The organism is Phytoactinopolyspora halophila, from assembly GCF_003287285.1.
Lineage (GTDB): Bacteria > Actinomycetota > Actinomycetes > Jiangellales > Jiangellaceae > Phytoactinopolyspora_A > Phytoactinopolyspora_A halophila.
This window is the reverse complement of the sequence record NZ_QMIG01000023.1, coordinates 74,538-89,582: the sequence shown is the minus strand read 5'-3', so window position 1 is coordinate 89,582 and position 15,045 is coordinate 74,538. Positions and strand designations below refer to the sequence as shown.

11 protein-coding genes are annotated in these 15,045 nt (G+C 65.5%); 5 read left to right on the top strand and 6 right to left on the bottom strand.

What is annotated here, in order from left to right; genetic code table 11:
* The 3 genes from DPM12_RS18100 to holA form a co-directional block, all read left to right on the top strand.
* On the top strand, window positions 1–845 hold an 845-nt coding region (locus tag DPM12_RS18100), incomplete at its 5' end, for a helix-hairpin-helix domain-containing protein (protein ID WP_112259762.1).
* Complete coding sequence (locus tag DPM12_RS18095) at window positions 842–3,172, top strand: ComEC/Rec2 family competence protein (protein WP_112259748.1); 2,331 nt, start codon at window positions 842–844, stop codon at window positions 3,170–3,172. The genes DPM12_RS18100 and DPM12_RS18095, both read left to right, overlap by 4 nt.
* Window positions 3,173–3,253: 81 nt before the next feature.
* A complete protein-coding gene (gene holA, locus DPM12_RS18090; protein ID WP_112259747.1) occupies window positions 3,254–4,231 on the top strand; it encodes a DNA polymerase III subunit delta in 978 nt (325 codons plus the stop codon).
* Window positions 4,232–4,291: 60 nt separating this feature from the next.
* Here the strand turns inward: holA and DPM12_RS18085 are convergent, their stop codons facing one another.
* The 4 genes from DPM12_RS18085 to DPM12_RS18070 all read right to left on the bottom strand — a co-directional run bounded on the left by DPM12_RS18085 (window position 4,292) and on the right by DPM12_RS18070 (window position 10,095).
* Window positions 4,292–4,783 carry a transcriptional regulator gene (locus DPM12_RS18085; protein ID WP_112259746.1) on the bottom strand — a complete coding sequence of 164 codons (492 nt, stop codon included), beginning with the start codon at window positions 4,781–4,783 and terminating at the stop codon, window positions 4,292–4,294.
* A 168-nt stretch (window positions 4,784–4,951) separates the two neighbouring features.
* Window positions 4,952–7,207, bottom strand: a complete 2,256-nt coding sequence (locus tag DPM12_RS18080; RefSeq protein WP_112259745.1) for a putative bifunctional diguanylate cyclase/phosphodiesterase — start codon at window positions 7,205–7,207, stop codon at window positions 4,952–4,954.
* Window positions 7,208–7,228: 21 nt separating this feature from the next.
* On the bottom strand, window positions 7,229–9,355 hold the full coding sequence (locus tag DPM12_RS18075) for an Rv1355c family protein (protein WP_112259744.1): 2,127 nt from the start codon (window positions 9,353–9,355) through the stop codon (window positions 7,229–7,231).
* A complete protein-coding gene (locus DPM12_RS18070) occupies window positions 9,352–10,095 on the bottom strand; it encodes a hypothetical protein (RefSeq protein ID WP_112259743.1) in 744 nt (247 codons plus the stop codon). Before DPM12_RS18070 ends, DPM12_RS18075 begins: the two co-directional genes overlap by 4 nt.
* Window positions 10,096–10,580: 485 nt before the next feature.
* Between DPM12_RS18070 and DPM12_RS24170 the strand changes: the two genes are divergently transcribed.
* Window positions 10,581–10,709 carry a hypothetical protein gene (locus DPM12_RS24170; protein ID WP_281269670.1) on the top strand — a complete coding sequence of 43 codons (129 nt, stop codon included), beginning with the start codon at window positions 10,581–10,583 and terminating at the stop codon, window positions 10,707–10,709.
* 309 nt (window positions 10,710–11,018) lie between these two features.
* Here the strand turns inward: DPM12_RS24170 and rpsT are convergent, their stop codons facing one another.
* Together rpsT and DPM12_RS18060 are read right to left on the bottom strand one after the other, a co-directional pair.
* Window positions 11,019–11,279: a 30S ribosomal protein S20 gene (rpsT, locus tag DPM12_RS18065; RefSeq protein WP_112259742.1), complete on the bottom strand. Its 261-nt coding sequence runs from the start codon at window positions 11,277–11,279 to the stop codon at window positions 11,019–11,021.
* A 177-nt stretch (window positions 11,280–11,456) separates the two neighbouring features.
* Window positions 11,457–12,929, bottom strand: a complete 1,473-nt coding sequence (locus DPM12_RS18060; protein WP_112259741.1) for a peptidase C39 family protein — start codon at window positions 12,927–12,929, stop codon at window positions 11,457–11,459.
* 204 nt (window positions 12,930–13,133) lie between these two features.
* Here DPM12_RS18060 and lepA point away from each other — a divergent pair, with 204 nt between their 5' ends.
* Window positions 13,134–15,002: a translation elongation factor 4 gene (gene lepA, locus DPM12_RS18055; RefSeq protein ID WP_112259740.1), complete on the top strand. Its 1,869-nt coding sequence runs from the start codon at window positions 13,134–13,136 to the stop codon at window positions 15,000–15,002.
* Window positions 15,003–15,045 lie beyond the last annotated feature (43 nt).

Genomic DNA, 15,045 nt, shown 5'->3' with positions numbered 1-15,045 from the left:
AGCCCGGTGCCGCGCACCAGCCCGGTGCCGGATCCACCGAGGCATCGAGCATGCGCGCTCCAGCGGCGGCGGGGGTTGCCGATCGGTTGCCGCTCGTCGTGCGCGCCGCCTGGGCACGATGGGCCGTGGGCGGCCGGCATGGCCCGGCGACGCTGGGGCGTGCCCACGCCAGCGTGATCGTGGTCGTACTCCTGCTGGGGCTGGGTCTCGCAGCCCTCGTGTACTGGCTGGGACGGCCGCAGGTCGAGCCGGTGCGGGCCGAGCCCGTGGCCACGGGCGTGCCGGTATCTCGCGGGGACGAGGCGGCGACGGAGGGCACGCCTCCGGCAGCGGGCGGGGAGCCGAACGCGGGAGCGGATCCGGGGCCGGGCACCGAGTCGAGCGCCGGGTCGAATGCCGGATCGCCGGGTGACGACGAGCTCGTCGTGCATGTCGCCGGCGACGTCGCGAATCCGGGCGTGGTCACGCTTCCTGCCGGATCGCGGGTGGTGGACGCGATCGACGCGGCCGGTGGCGTGGATGGCGATGTCGACCTCACACCGTTGAATCTGGCGCGCATCGTGGGAGACGGCGAGCAGGTCCTGGTGGGGGAGGAAGCACGCGCAGGCGGTGGCGCCGATTCACCTGAGGCCGGCGATGTGGGTGGCACGAACGCGTTGATCGACCTCAATCTCGCCGGTTCCGAGGAGCTCCAGACGCTGCCCGGCATCGGCCCGGCCATCGCACAGCGCATCATCGCCTGGCGCGAGCAGCACGGACGGTTTCGCAGCATCGAAGAGCTCCACGAGGTTTCCGGGATCGGCCCGAGCGTCTTCGCCGATATCGAGTCCCAGGTGACGGTGTGATCCGCGATGTGGCTGGGGACGGCAGGCAGCGGCCGGATCTTCGCCTCGTTCCCATCGCGCTGGCGCTGTGGGCCGGGGTGCTGGCGGGTCTGTCCCTTCCCCTCGAACGTGCCGCGGTGGCGTGGGTATTGCTCGGCGGGTGCATGTCGCTCGTCGCGTGGCGGCTGGGCCGTGCCGGCCGGCTGATCGCGGCGATATCGCTGGCCTGTGTGGCCGTCGGGATCGTCGCGGGTGCCTCGCGTGCCACGCCGGTACGAGACGGTCCGGTAGCCCAGCTCGCGGAGGAGAAGGCGCACGTAGAGGTCGAGGGTGTGATCGCAGGTGACGCGCGGCGTCCGCGGAGCGAACCCACCACTGGCACGGCGGGCGACGACCCGGAACGTGTACTGATCCGGATGCGTATCGACCAGATCTCCGGACGGGGGACCACGATCGACGTGCGCACCGCGGTGTTCCTTGCGGCGCGGGGCGCTCCCTGGACGGACCTGCTTCCCGGGCAGCGCCTGCGGGCGCGGGGCCGGCTGTCACCGGCGAACGGGGACGTGGCGGCCTTCCTGCAGGTCGACGGCGAGCCGGAGCTGGTGGGCGGGCCCGGATTCGTGGCCCGGATGACCGAGCCCATGCGCTCTGGTCTCCGGGAGGCGGTGGACGCCGTGCCCGCACCGCACCGCGGGCTGATCCCCGGAATGGTCGTCGGTGACGAGTCGCTGATGAGCGATGACCTGCGGGACGACATGCGGGTCACCGGACTCACGCACCTCACGGCCGTGTCGGGGACGCATGTCAGCATCGTCCTGCTCTCCGTGCTGGGTGCGGCGCGGCTGGCGGGCGTGCGCGGGTACGGACTGCCCGTCGTCGGAGTCCTATCGGTGGCGGGGTTCGTCGTGCTGGTGCGGCCCGATCCGAGCGTGCTGCGCGCTTCGGTCATGGGCACCATTGCCGTGGCAGGAATATTGGCGGCAGGGCGGCGACGCACGTTTCGCGCCCTGGCCGCGGCAGTGTGCGTCCTGGTGCTGGTCGATCCGTGGTTGGCGCGATCTGTAGGGTTCGCCTTGTCGGTCTCGGCGACGGCCGGGATCCTCGTCCTCGTCCCCACCTGGCAGCGGTCGATGAGCCGGCTGCCCCGGCCGCTCGCCCTGGCCCTGGCAGTGCCACTGGCCGCTCAGGTTGCGTGCACACCACTGCTCGTGACGGCATTCGGCCAGTTCAGCGTCGCGTCGGTGCCGGCCAACATGCTGGTGGCGCCCGTTGTCGCACCGGCGATGGTCCTCGGCGTCGCGGCTACCGTGGCGAGTGCCGCCATCCCGGGGGTCGCGAGCATGCTGGCGTGGCTGAGCGGCCTTCCAGCATGGTGGATCGTCACCGTTGCCCGGTGGTTCGCCGGTCACCCCGGTGCGGAGGTCGAATGGCCAGATGGCGCCGCCGGTACGCTCGCGGGCATCCTCGCCGCCGGAGTTGCCGTCGCACTGATACCCCTGGTGTTGCGTACACCTGTGGCCTGCGTCGCCGTGGCCGGTATCGTTGCCATCGCGCTGCTCCGCCCGTTTCCCGGCCCGGGCTGGCCACCGGCCGGATGGGTGGTGGCGGGGTGCGAAGTCGGGCAGGGAGACGGCTTCGCGATACGGGCCGGACCGGGCTCGGCAGTCGTCATCGACGCCGGACCCGACTCCCGGCTCATTCAGCGATGTCTCGATTCGCTCGGAATCGTCCACGTGCCACTGCTGGTCTTGACGCATTATCACGCCGATCACGTCGCGGGGGTTCCCGGTGTGCTCTCGGGCCGCGAGGTCGACCGCGTCCTCGTCTCGCCGCTGGACGAGCCGGTGGCGCAGGCCGATCAGGTGGTGCGGTGGATGGACGAAGCGGACGTGCCGATCCAGGTAGCGCGGGCGGGGGAGAGGTATGAGATCGGGGACCGTCTCGTAACCGAGGTGTTGTGGCCACGCCGGATCATCCGCTCGTCGTCCGAATCGGACGCCAACAACGCCAGCGTGGTGCTCGCCATCCGCGCCGACGAGGTAGCCCTCCTATTCACCGGTGACATCGAGCCGCTGGCCCAGCGGGCGCTTCGTGCCGCCGAGCCCAACCTGCGGGCAGACGTCCTCAAGGTCGCACACCACGGGTCTCAGTTTCAGGATGAACGGATGCTGGCCGATCTCGGTATGGACCTGGCGCTGGTTGGTGTCGGTGAGAACCGCCACGGTCACCCGTCCGGCGAGACCATGGCGCTGCTCGAGGGGGCGGGTGTTGAGGTTCGCCGGACCGACGAAGACGGCACGTTCGCGGTGGTGCGCACCGGCGGCGGGCTGGGTGTTGTCAGCCGATGATCAGTTCGGACTGGCTGCGGAAACGTCGAGGGCCGAGCTGGGTACTCCGATGGCCGGGCCACGTGGCATGCTGGAGTCGATATGGCTGCCAGAACCGTCGATCCGCTCGTCCCGGTCACCCTCGTCGTGGGTCCGGAGACGCTCCTTGCCGAGCGGGCCGTGGCCGCGGTGGTACGCGCGGCCCGCCGGGCACAGCCCGACGCCGACGTGTCGGAAGTGACGGGCTCGGAGATGACGGCAGGAGGGCTTGCCGAGCACACCAGTCCATCGCTCTTCGCGACAGCGCGGGTTCTGGTGATCCATGATGTGCAGAACGTGCCCGATGCGGTGGGCGATGCGCTCGTGGCCTTTGCCCATGAGCCCGTGGACGACATGTATCTGGTCCTGGTCCATCCCGGCGGGGTGAAGGCGAAGAAGCTGTTGGAGCGGCTACGCAAGGCCGGGGTGCACGAGGTCAAGGCGGAACGGCTGACGAAGGCCGACGATCAGGTGTCGTTCGTCCGCTCGGAGGTCCACCATGCCGGTGGGCGCATCGACGAGGCAGCCGCTCGGCAGCTGGTGGAAGCTGTCGGGGGAGACTTGCGAACGCTGGCCTCGGCAGCGTCACAACTTGCGTCGGACGCTCCCAGCGGCGTGGTCGACCAGCAGCTGGTCGGGACGTACTTCGAGGGCAGAGCTGATGTCAAGGGCTGGGTTGTAGCGGACCGTGCCGTCGAGGGCAAGACCGGCGCCGCCATCGAGGAGCTGCGGTGGGCCTTGCAGACCGGGACCGATCCGGTCTTGGTCATCGGCGCCCTGGCGACGGCGCTGCGAACGCTCGCCCGGCTCTCCGGAGCGCCGCGCGGTGTCCGCGACGCCGATCTCGCTCGTGATCTCGGTGTTCCACCCTGGAAGATACGCATTCTGCGAGGTCAGCTGAGGGGCTGGACCCCGGCCGGCCTGGCGCGGGCCATTCGCGCTGTCGCGTCCGCCGATCTTGCAGTGAAAGGTGGCGTCAACGATTCGACGCACGCGCTGACCACAGCACTCGTGCGGATTGACGAAGCGCGCTCGGGTTAGGTGGCGAGACGATTGAATGGGGCTCCATCTGGTATGGAGCCCCATTCAATCGGATCTCGCTCAGGCTCTGTCTCGCTGGACGAGTACTCCCCAGTTGATCATTTTCTCGCGAAGCTCGGAAGGCGTGAGACCGTAGACGGAGGACATCACCCAGACGTCGTTGGCGCGAATGGTGAGTACTTCACTACCGAAATCGTCACGCTTCTTCTGCACGCCGTACACGAAGTTGATCAATTGCTCGGCCTCAGGCGGGGCATTGCGAAGCGCGACGAGGTCGAGGACGAGTTTGCTCTCAACGCCAGGTGGCGGCGGCTCGGTGTTGTTCTTGTCCGAAACCAGCCAGTCGACGGGAACATCATAGAAGTCGGCGAGCTCGGCGAGCCGTCGGACCGATGCCGCGCGATCTCCCCGCTCATAGGAACCCACGACGGCCGCGCGCAGCGTACCGCCGGAGTTCTGTTCGACTGCCTTCAGTGACAGTCTTTTGCGCTGCCGAAGAGTCCGGAGACGAGCGCCCACTACCTTGGCGAAGTCTTTGTCGTCGGGATCCATCTGCTTTTCATCGTTCATTATCGAACTCCCCTTGTGCCGCCCTACCACTGTAGAGTCCCCCGATGGCGACATTTCAACACATCTTTTACTAGCCGAGCCAAGGGCCCTGTTTGTCCGACACGCTGATTGCTCATAGTTTACCGTCCGTAGCGAATTGTTACGACCATCTCATGTTGACGCGAGAGGATTGGGTGCGCCGAGGTAGTCGCGCGGTTCACTTAGCCATGTGATGAAGTTGTCCGCCGCGAGTGGTTTGGCGATCAGATAGCCCTGCACTCGGCGGCAGCCCAGTTCTACCAATGTGGTCGCCGTGGATGCGTCTTCAACGCCCTCCGCAACAGTGGTCAGGTTGAATGCCTCGGCGAGCCGGACGATCGCCGAGACGATCGCGCGGTCGCTCTTGTCCGTATGGAGGGACGAGATGAAGCTGCGGTCGATCTTCAAGATGTCGACCGGCAACTCCTTGAGGTGCGATAGTGAACTATAGCCGGTTCCGAAGTCGTCGATCGCTACCGTCAGGCCCAGCTGGCGAAGCCCGTGCAGCGTCATCAGAACATCGTCGACTTCCCGCATGACCGTACTTTCCGTGATCTCGATCCCGAGTTCTTGTGGCAAGTGGCCATACCGGCTGAGCAGGGCACCGACGAAGTTGACGAAGTCCGCACTGATCAGTTCACCGGCAGAGATGTTGACCCGGATGGAGGGTGGTACCACAGGAGAGGACTTCTTCCACTCCGAGAGCTGCCGGCACGCCTCGTCCAGGACCCAGCGGCCGAGCTCGGCCGACAGGTTGATCTCTTCGATGACCGATACGAACTTGCCCGCTTGCATCAAGCCGCGCTCGGGATGCTGCCACCGGACCAGGGCCTCTGCCGCGGTGATATCGCCACTGCGAAGATCATACTCGGGTTGATAGTAAAGCAGCATCTCGCCGTCACCGATGGCGGTGCGCAGCCGTAGTTCCAGGTCCGCTCGTTTCAGCAGGCGCACGTGCAGCTCGTCGTTGAACGAGACGACGGAGTTCCCGCCACGCTTCTTCGCTTCCAGCAGGGCGACATCGGCGTTCGCCAGAAGATCGTCTACCGTGCTGGCTCTGGAAGAGCTGCCATTGATGGCGATTCCGACGCAGGCGCTCCGGCTGACGACATGGCCGCCGATGTCGAGCGGCTCGCTGAGTTTGTCGAGAAGCCGTTGAGCGATGCGTTCGGCGTGCTGCGAGGTCTGGACGCCGCGCAAGACGACAACGAACTCGTCGCCGGCAAGACGGGCGACGATGTCTTCCGGGCGCACCGAGTCGCGCAACCGCTTGGCGACCGCTCCGATGAACCGGTCGCCGACGGCGTGCCCGAGGACGTCGTTCACCGTCTTCAGGCGGTCCATGTCTATGTACAGGATCGAAAAGGGTGTCTTCGGGTCGGCTTCGAAGACAGATGTGAGTTCTTCGACGAAGGCACGCCGGTTGGGCATGCCCGTCAGTTCGTCGTGATAAGCCTGATAGTGAAGATCTTCTTCAGCTGATACCCGGGCATCCAGCTGGACGAGGAGCGAGGCGATCGCCTTGAGCGCCCCGACCTCGGCGTTCGACCATTCCTTGTCCCCGAAATGAATGAAGCCAAGCACGCCGCGAGTTTCGTTGTCACGGATCAGCGGAACGGTCGCGGCTGACACCTGCTCCACGCCGGAGGCCGCGCTCACGCGTGCCTGATACATGTCTTGATGATCGCCCGGACGGACGAAGTACGGCTCGCGGAGATCCTTGACACGGGCGAATATGGGGTCGTCCGTATCCCAGGGCACGACGGCAAGCGGATCGGGATCTGGAACATGCTCGCGGCGTGGCCATTCGTCGATCAGCACGCTTGCCTGTAGTTCTGGATCGTTGTACCGAAGGAAACAGGTGTCGACGTTGAAGAACAGTCCGAGCTCGCCCAGGATGCGGTGGGTTGTTTCGGAGAGCTCGGCGGCAGAGACACCCATGAGTTCGGATGCGACGTACGAGACCAGCTGGTCGAGCCGCCGGCCGTGCTCGCCGGAGACATGACCTGCCTCGATGATCGAGCCGCACAGGCCGGTGGCCATACCCAGCAGGGCGCGGTCGTTATCGGTCCATGCCTCGTGGCCCTCGCGCACCACACATAGGCTGCCCCGGAAGTCGTTGCGCCAGAGCCCGTGCGCCAGGAGGCTGAAACCCGGGATCGCTGCTTCCTGGATCGGATCGGTGCCATCCAGGGCGGCCGCTTTGGCCGTTACCTCCCGGATGGCGTTGCGCATCGTCGACAGTGCTTCACCGCGAACTCCGGCATCGGCGGCGCTGCCCCACGAAACTAGTGGTATGCCGTCGTTGACTTCGAGTAGATCGACGGACAGCGCAGTTGTGGCCTTGCCCAGCGATTTCAACAGCGGCTGGATTGTCTCCGGGTCCAACTCAATCCTCGTTTCGCAAGATCAACGTATCCGGACCGTGCGCTCAGCAGGGAGGCGCTGGCTTCGAGCGCTAATTCCTGGAGCGTATCCGATTCGCATTGTGATAGCGATCGTCTGGTCATCGATACCGGTCAAATGGTCGAATTTCTCACGGAGTTCTCGCAACTGATCCCGATACCGTGCCGAGAGTTCTTCATAGTCGTGATCACTCACCGCGTAGATGAATAGGGGAGAGATCACCTGGACGCTCAATCCCAACTGTTCCGCCTGAATCCAGGTGCGTTCGACGGCCTGTCCGCCCCGTACGTAAGCGCCGGGATCGGCGTCGTTGATCGTGACGACGAGCAGGGCGGACGACCCGAGGAGGCGATCACGAGTCGATTCGCCGAGCGCCCTGCCGAGGTCCTGCTCGGCAAGGACGGACATGACGTCCGCGCGCTGGGCGACGTCGAGCTTGGCGAGATCCGAGGGGTCGAGTTCGAGGGTGCGTACATCCAGGCCCCAGTCCACGCTCTCCGAGCCGGGCCACCGCAGCTCCCGCATCAGTTCCTCGTGCAGGTGCGGAGTCAGGTAGCGCAATCGGTCCGACTCGCCGAAAAGCTCGGCCAGGTCCCGGAGCCGCTCGCGGTCGGTGACGACGTGTGCGTGCGCTCCTTCTGCCCGAGCGGCATCAGCGAGTGCCTGGGGTGCTCCGTGGGGCAACGGCCGGTATTCGGTCAGCCGCCGGTTCGAGACCCGGGACAGCATTGGCTCGTACAAGCTCGCGAGTTCTGGGTCCGAGCCGTCGGTGAACCGCAACGTGGCAACGGGCCCCTGGTCGAGGCCGCGCGGGAAGATCTCCGCGCCACCGAGTATGCCGTGCCGCGCGGCGGCGACCCGGGCGTTGAACAGGGCGGCGCCGATGGCGACGTAGCTGCCGCGGAACGCCACGTCGAGAGTGGACGTTTGCGCGGGATCGAGGTGGATGTCCAGGGCGTCGTCGTCGGCGGCAAAGATCCATGGCTGCGTGTTGCCCCCCGATGGTGCGAGGCGAGCCGCATGCACCACTGCCTGGCGTGGCTCGTCAGGCGCGGGTTCCGGATCGGTTGGTGCCTGCTCGCCGACATCGAGCGTGGCAGGAACGGGAGGCTGGGTGAGTGCGTCGAGGTGTTCACCGAGGTCGATTCGTACGCGGCCGGACGGCACGTGCTGGCCCAGACCGAGCTTGCGCACCGCCGCAGCGACGGTGGCGGCTCCGAGGTTGATGTCGCCTCCGAGTTGTGGCCACGTGCTGAGGGTTTCGTCGACCTCCGTCATCGAGGCCGCCATCATCGCTGACAGTTCTCGTGGCTCCAGGACTCTGAGGATATAGGGCACCTTGTCGTGCGTGGATAGCCCCATGAGCTCCGCGGGCTTCGTATCGCCCAGGAGACCGTGGAAGAGTGGCCGCTCGGGTTCCAGATCGTAACGCTCGACATCGAGCAGCCCGCGATCGCTGGTCTCCATGACGAGGGGCAATCGATGGCGCCGGGCGGCTTCGCGAGTGGCGAGCTTGACGTCGAACGAGTCGCATTCTTCGATGACGATGTCGAGCCCGTCCATGAACCTGTCGGCAGTTTCGATGCTCAGCCCGGACGGCTCGATGTGCACGTCGATGTAAGGGTCGATCTCGGCGATCCGCCGCGCTGCCACGATTGCCTTGTTGACTCCCAGGTCGAAGACGGTTCCCGGAATCCGGTTCAAGTTCGACAGCTCGATCTCGTCGAAATCCGCCAGGCGGATCTCGCGGCAGAGGCCTTCCAGAGCCAGGGTGTGGGCGATGGCGTGTCCGACACTCAACCCGACAACGCCGATGCTCAGCCGCCGCAAGCGCTGCTGCTCTTCGGCGGTGATCTTGTTCCGGTTGCGATCCGAACGAAGGGTCTGGAAACCGATCGGACCGAGGAGGTGAACGATGGTCCGCCGCCACGGGTAGAAGTACCACCGCGACGGCTCGGTGAGCGCTGCTTCCGGCGGAGCGGGAAGCGTGTGTTGAAGGTCACGCCATTGCTGATCGAGCCTGTCGATGACGTCGATGCCCGGGTCGTTCTTCAGCCTGTCGAGTTCATCGGAGCTTTCGACCAGTGTGACGTGCCAGGAGTGCGGATCTGGGGCGAACTGGGTGGTCACTGTCGTACTCCGCTGGTCATGGTCGGACTGCCCATCTCTATGTCACTGAGGAACAGCTGCTGTTGCTCGGGCGCCGAGCGGGCGTGGGCGGTATGGAGATCCCACTGGTAAAAGGATGTGAGATATCGCTCATCTGGGTATGGGGTGGCTGGGATGCCGTCGACTGGCCGGGCACCGGCACCACACCATCGAGGTCCCGCGTGTTGAGCGACGGTGCCAAAAGCATACCGAACTCGGAGGAATCGGAGAGCGTGGACGAACGAGCGGGCTACGAGATCGGCCAATGCTCCCTTGTTGTGAGCATGGTGCCCGACCCAACCTGCCTTGAGCTCGATGGCTCCGTCCGGAAGTGCTTGGGAAATCCACTCGGCTACCAGGGTCGCGGCCAACGGATCTGCCTGGAACTCACTGGGCGCGTGTGCTTCGTAGACGGCATCGAGGGGCCCGTTGGCGTACCAGCCGGCGACGACGTCGTCGTTGTTGTCGTGGGCCACGGCGAAGATGGGGGTAATGGATTCGGGCGTGGTGGTGGGCAGGGTGAGGGCATTCTCGGCGCCGAATCGGCGGTACGTGCGCGTGGCGCCGACTACGTACTGCTGCCAGAGATCGTACCGATCACACGGGCGATAGAACCCCATACGTGCACCGGAGGCGCGGTCGCGGAATCCGAAGAGCTGGTCGTCGTGGTCGAGGGCGGGGCTCGGGCGATGAGGCGATGCAGCGTAGATAGTGTGTTCCATACGCCCTATAGTGCCCGAAAAGTACTATATGATCACGGAATGGGGCCTTGCGTTGAGATAGATCCTTGTTCACATTTATGCTGTCCAGCCCCAATGCCCGAATGAGTGCGCAGATAGTCAGTGATCGACCAGGCGCCCGCGCCGACATACTCGACATCAACATTCGGCATGCACACACAACGGCGGCAGGATCCGCCCCCCGTTGGATCCTGCCGCCATCTGTATGACGGGGCGCGGTGCGCTCATCCCCGGACGAGCAGCACCGCGCCCCCTATCTCGGTGCGGGGTGGGTAGGGCGGAGCCGCACCGGGTCTGAGGGTCACGGTAAAGTCCGTGAGTCTGCAGTATCTCAAGATAACCACCAACGGTGGAAGTGTGCTGTTTTCGCAACTTCCATCCGCGATGATCGTACCCGATCCATGTCCGGACGGATCTGAGCTCCGAAATGCTGCGGACGTAAAGAACAATAGCCCAGAATAAGACGATTGGCAACAGGCGACTTTCTGTCAGAAAAGGTCACCGACGGTCAGGTGCGCAGGCATTTCGTCGTGCAACTCTCCGTGGGCGATAAACAACGCTACGTGATCATTTCGCTTGTTATCACCGGCGATTGAGAGGCGGAAATGCGCGACTGTATGTGATTAATGATAAGGGAAGAGTAATACATCAGGAATATTTCTCGGCCGGTTTGATTGTCGACATTTGTCACGCAGAAAACATGGGAGACGAGCGTCAATCGGCGCGTTCTGGACTCCAGCGACGCGCGATGCTGCGTGTCGACGCCGGCACGGGTGAGCAAACGCCACGGCGCCGCCCACCGTGCGGTGAGCGACGCCGTGCCGGGCCAGCCGATGATTGGTCGTGGACTCCCAGATCGTTACTGGGAGAGTTCTGGTTCGCAGCGGAGTGGAACCAGAACGGGCTCAGAGCTTTTCGGCGCGTTTCGCGATGGAAGACTTGCGGTTCGCTGCCTGGTTCTTGTGGATGACGCCCTTGGAAGCCGCCTTGTCCAGCTTGCGGCACGCATCGCGTGCGGCGAGTGTCGCCTTCTCGGTGTCTCCACGGTCGGCCGCCTCGTGGAACCGGCGAATGGCCGTCTTCAGCGACGAGCGGACCGACTTATTGCGCAGACGCGCCTTCTCGTTGGTCAGGATGCGCTTCTTCTGGGACTTGATGTTCGCCACGAAACGTGTGCCTTTACCTCGTTCGGACAGGTCATGACGGTGTGGAAGCCGACTCCCGGATGCGCGATGATGGGCTACGTACGCGCGGGACCGAAGCCGACGAACGTGTCCACGACCTGGGCGGACACGCGGCGAGTAATCTTACCAGCGAGTGTCGCCACCCACCAAGTCAGGCTGCTACCAGTCCGCGGCCAAGGTGTCCGCCTCCGGGAGATCGAGCTCGCGCGGCTTGACGATGTACACGATACCGCCAGGTCCGGAGGCCATCTCACCGCCCGCGAGCTGCCTGCGGGTACGCAACCAGACCTGTTCGAATTGCCGGCGATCGTAGACGCGACGGGCAGAAGCATTCGTCAGGGCCCGCGGGTCGTTGACGACGACGTCGCCGTCCTCGGTGAACCCGGTGACGACCATGAGATGTCCCGCTGCGCTGTATCCGCTGCCGTCGAGCTCCGACTCACGGAAGGACACCGATGTGACGACCGGGACGCCGGCATCGATGAGCACCTCGACGTCGTCGAGCGAACCGAGCCGGGTCACGAATGCGTCCAGACCCAGCAGCGACGCGGCGTAGGCGGTGTTGAACGACCAGTTACCGGTGCCGTCGAGCGCGTGATCCCACGTCATGCGGGCAGCGTGAGCGACCTGCGGATCCTTGTATCCGGCGTCGATCCACGACATCTCGGTGCGGGAGGGCACGACGTCGAAGTACTCCATCACCATGGTGACCGCCGCGGCGCCCGACCAGGCCTGGGTGCCGCGGTAGCCGGGATGCTCGTCGCGGTGCGGAGCCGTGGAGCGGCGGGGAACCGCCAGCTCGTGCCCCCAGGCGATGCCGCCGGAGCTCGGCTCGACGTCGGAACGGGCGGGCACGTCCGACGCCATCGCGCCGAGCATCCACACCCGCGGCAATGTCGAACTTCCCGCGGGACGGTACATCGTCACCCGTAGCTGGTAGGCCTCCAGGAACGTCTGGCCATCCTGCTCGCCTTGCCCGGTAGCCGTCGTGGTTGTCCCGGTCTCGACACCCCGGTTCCCGCCGGATGGCTCATCCGGCGAGTCGATCGTGAACGTGTCGATGTCGATCCGGCTCCGCCCGTCGCCCTGACCGTCGACGCTGGTGCGATCGATGCTGTCCGGGCTGTCGGTCCAGTGGCCGAGCGTGTACCAGGGCGTGGTGGTGCCGTCGCCGTAGGTGCCCTGCATGTCCACGGAGAGCCACGATTGCCCGGGTGTCGAGGCGTTCCACGAAGCGATCAGCTCGGTGGCCCCGAAAGGCAGCTCCGTGAGCGGTGTCGTCCACGTCGCGTATTCCCACGTGTCCGTGGTGCCAGGTAACTCGGCGAGTCCGCTCGTGCGGTCGGATTCCGCGTCGTCGATGGTTCCCGCCGGGTAGGTCATGATGATGCCGGCGCGACCTGGAAGCGGGGTCGTTCCCTTCGCCTCGCCGGCGCGCCAGCCCTCCCGGTCCTTCCAGCGGGTGACGTCGACGCGTGTCTGCTCACGCTCCTCCGGTGTCCCGGTGGGCTCGCTCGCACCGACGGCCACCGGCGCCCCGGCCACGTGAGCGGCCACCTGGGCTGCGAGGACGGACGCTACGAGAACGACGATCCCGGCCACGAGGATCCGTGGGCGGGTTGCGGGATGCACAGAAGCTCCTCAGCACAACGTTGACCATGCCGGTACCGATACCGGGCACGAACCGGCCCGTTCGGGGACCAAGAGATCACTATGGCCGGTCGGCAGGTCGGTTGCAAGTCCGGTCCGCCAACGCGTTCGGGAGGGTTCGCATGGGATGATGGGGAGGGAAACCCGTGACATGACCGACCGACGCTATCCGCGAGGAAGACCTGCGTGCCTCACACTCCTGACGTGCCGGCCCCGGCCGCGACGCCGCCTGCGTTGATCCGCAACTTCTGCATCATCGCGCACATCGACCATGGCAAGTCCACCTTGGCCGATCGGATGCTGCAGATGACCGGCGTCGTCGAGGAGCGCCTCATGCGCGATCAGTACCTCGACCGCATGGACCTCGAGCGCGAACGCGGCATCACGATCAAGAGCCAGGCCGTCCGGCTGCCGTTCACCCCGTCCGCCGGTCCGGATGCCGGCACGACACACGTGCTGAACCTCATCGACACTCCGGGACACGTGGATTTCTCGTACGAGGTCAGCCGGAGTCTGGCGGCGTGCGAGGGCACCATCCTGCTCGTTGACGCCGCGCAGGGCATCGAGGCGCAGACACTGGCCAACCTCTACCTCGCGCTGGACCACGATCTTCAGATCATTCCCGTGCTCAACAAGATCGATCTTCCTGCGGCGCAGCCCGACAAGTACGCGGCGGAGCTCGCTCACCTGATCGGCTGCGATACCGGCGACATTCTCCGCGTCAGCGGCAAGACCGGGGAGGGCGTCGCCGAGCTTCTGGAGCGCGTCGTGTCCGAGGTACCACCCCCGGTGGGAGACGCGGACGCCCCGGCCCGGGCCATGATCTTCGACAGCGTCTACGACACGTACCGGGGCGTCGTGACCTACGTGCGTGTCGTCGACGGTGCGCTGGCGTCGCGGGAACGCATCTTCATGATGTCGACGAAGGCCACGCACGAGCTCCTGGAAATCGGGGTGATCTCGCCCGAGATGAAGCCGGTTGCCGGTCTCGGTGTGGGCGAGGTCGGATACCTCATCACCGGCGTGAAGGACGTCCGGCAGTCGAAGGTGGGGGATACGGTCACCCTCAATGCGCGCCCGGCTACGGAGCCGCTGCCGGGGTATCGCGAGCCGAAGCCCATGGTGTTCTCCGGGCTGTACCCGCTGGACGGTTCGCAGTACTCCGACTTGCGGGATGCGCTGGACAAGCTGAAGCTCAACGACGCCTCGCTGACGTACGAGCCGGAGACGTCGGGCGCGCTGGGTTTCGGATTCCGCTGCGGCTTCCTGGGCCTGCTCCATCTGGAGATCATCCGTGAACGGCTGGAGCGGGAGTTCGGTCTCGAATTGATCTCCACCGCACCCAACGTCATCTACGACGTGCTCATGGAGGACGGGCAGCGCCACGCGGTGATGAACCCGAGCGAGTTCCCGACGGGAAAGATCGCCAGCGTCAGGGAACCGATGGTACGGGCCACGGTCCTGGCACCCAGCGAGTTCGTGGGCGCCATCATGGAACTCTGCCAGTCCCGGCGCGGGTCGATGCGCGGTATGGATTATCTCTCGGAGGATCGCGTCGAGCTGCGCTACACCATGCCGCTCTCGGAGATCGTGTTCGACTTCTTCGACGCCCTGAAGTCGCGCACGCGCGGATACGCGAGCCTCGACTACGAGCCTACGGATGACGCGGAGGCGGATCTCGTCAAGGTCGACATCCTGTTGAACGGCGATCCCGTCGATGCGTTCAGCGCCATCGTGCACAAGGACAAGGCGTACTCGTATGGCGTCGCGATGGCGTCGAAGCTGAAGGAACTGATCCCGAGGCAGCAGTTCGAGGTTCCCATCCAGGCTGCCGTCGGTTCGCGAATCATTGCCCGCGAGAACATCCGCGCCATCCGCAAGGATGTGCTGGCCAAGTGCTACGGCGGTGACATCACCCGCAAGCGCAAGCTGATCGAGCGGCAGAAGGAAGGCAAGCGCCGGATGAAGACGGTGGGGCGTGTCGAGGTGCCCCAAGAGGCGTTCATCGCCGCGCTCTCCTCCGATTCCGCGGGCGGGAAGGCAAGCAAGAAGTAGCCATCCTGGCGCGAGCTCAGGGCCGGTTGGCCGTGCCTTGCCT

What these genes read in the sequence shown, in the direction of transcription:
- holA (WP_112259747.1), top strand. Translation starts at nt 3,254, where the DNA reads ATGGCTGCCAGAACCGTCGATCCGCTCGTCCCGGTCACCCTCGTCGTG.
- DPM12_RS18085 (WP_112259746.1), bottom strand. Translation starts at nt 4,783, where the DNA reads ATGGATCCCGACGACAAAGACTTCGCCAAGGTAGTGGGCGCTCGTCTC.
- DPM12_RS18070 (WP_112259743.1), bottom strand. Translation starts at nt 10,095, where the DNA reads ATGGAACACACTATCTACGCTGCATCGCCTCATCGCCCGAGCCCCGCC.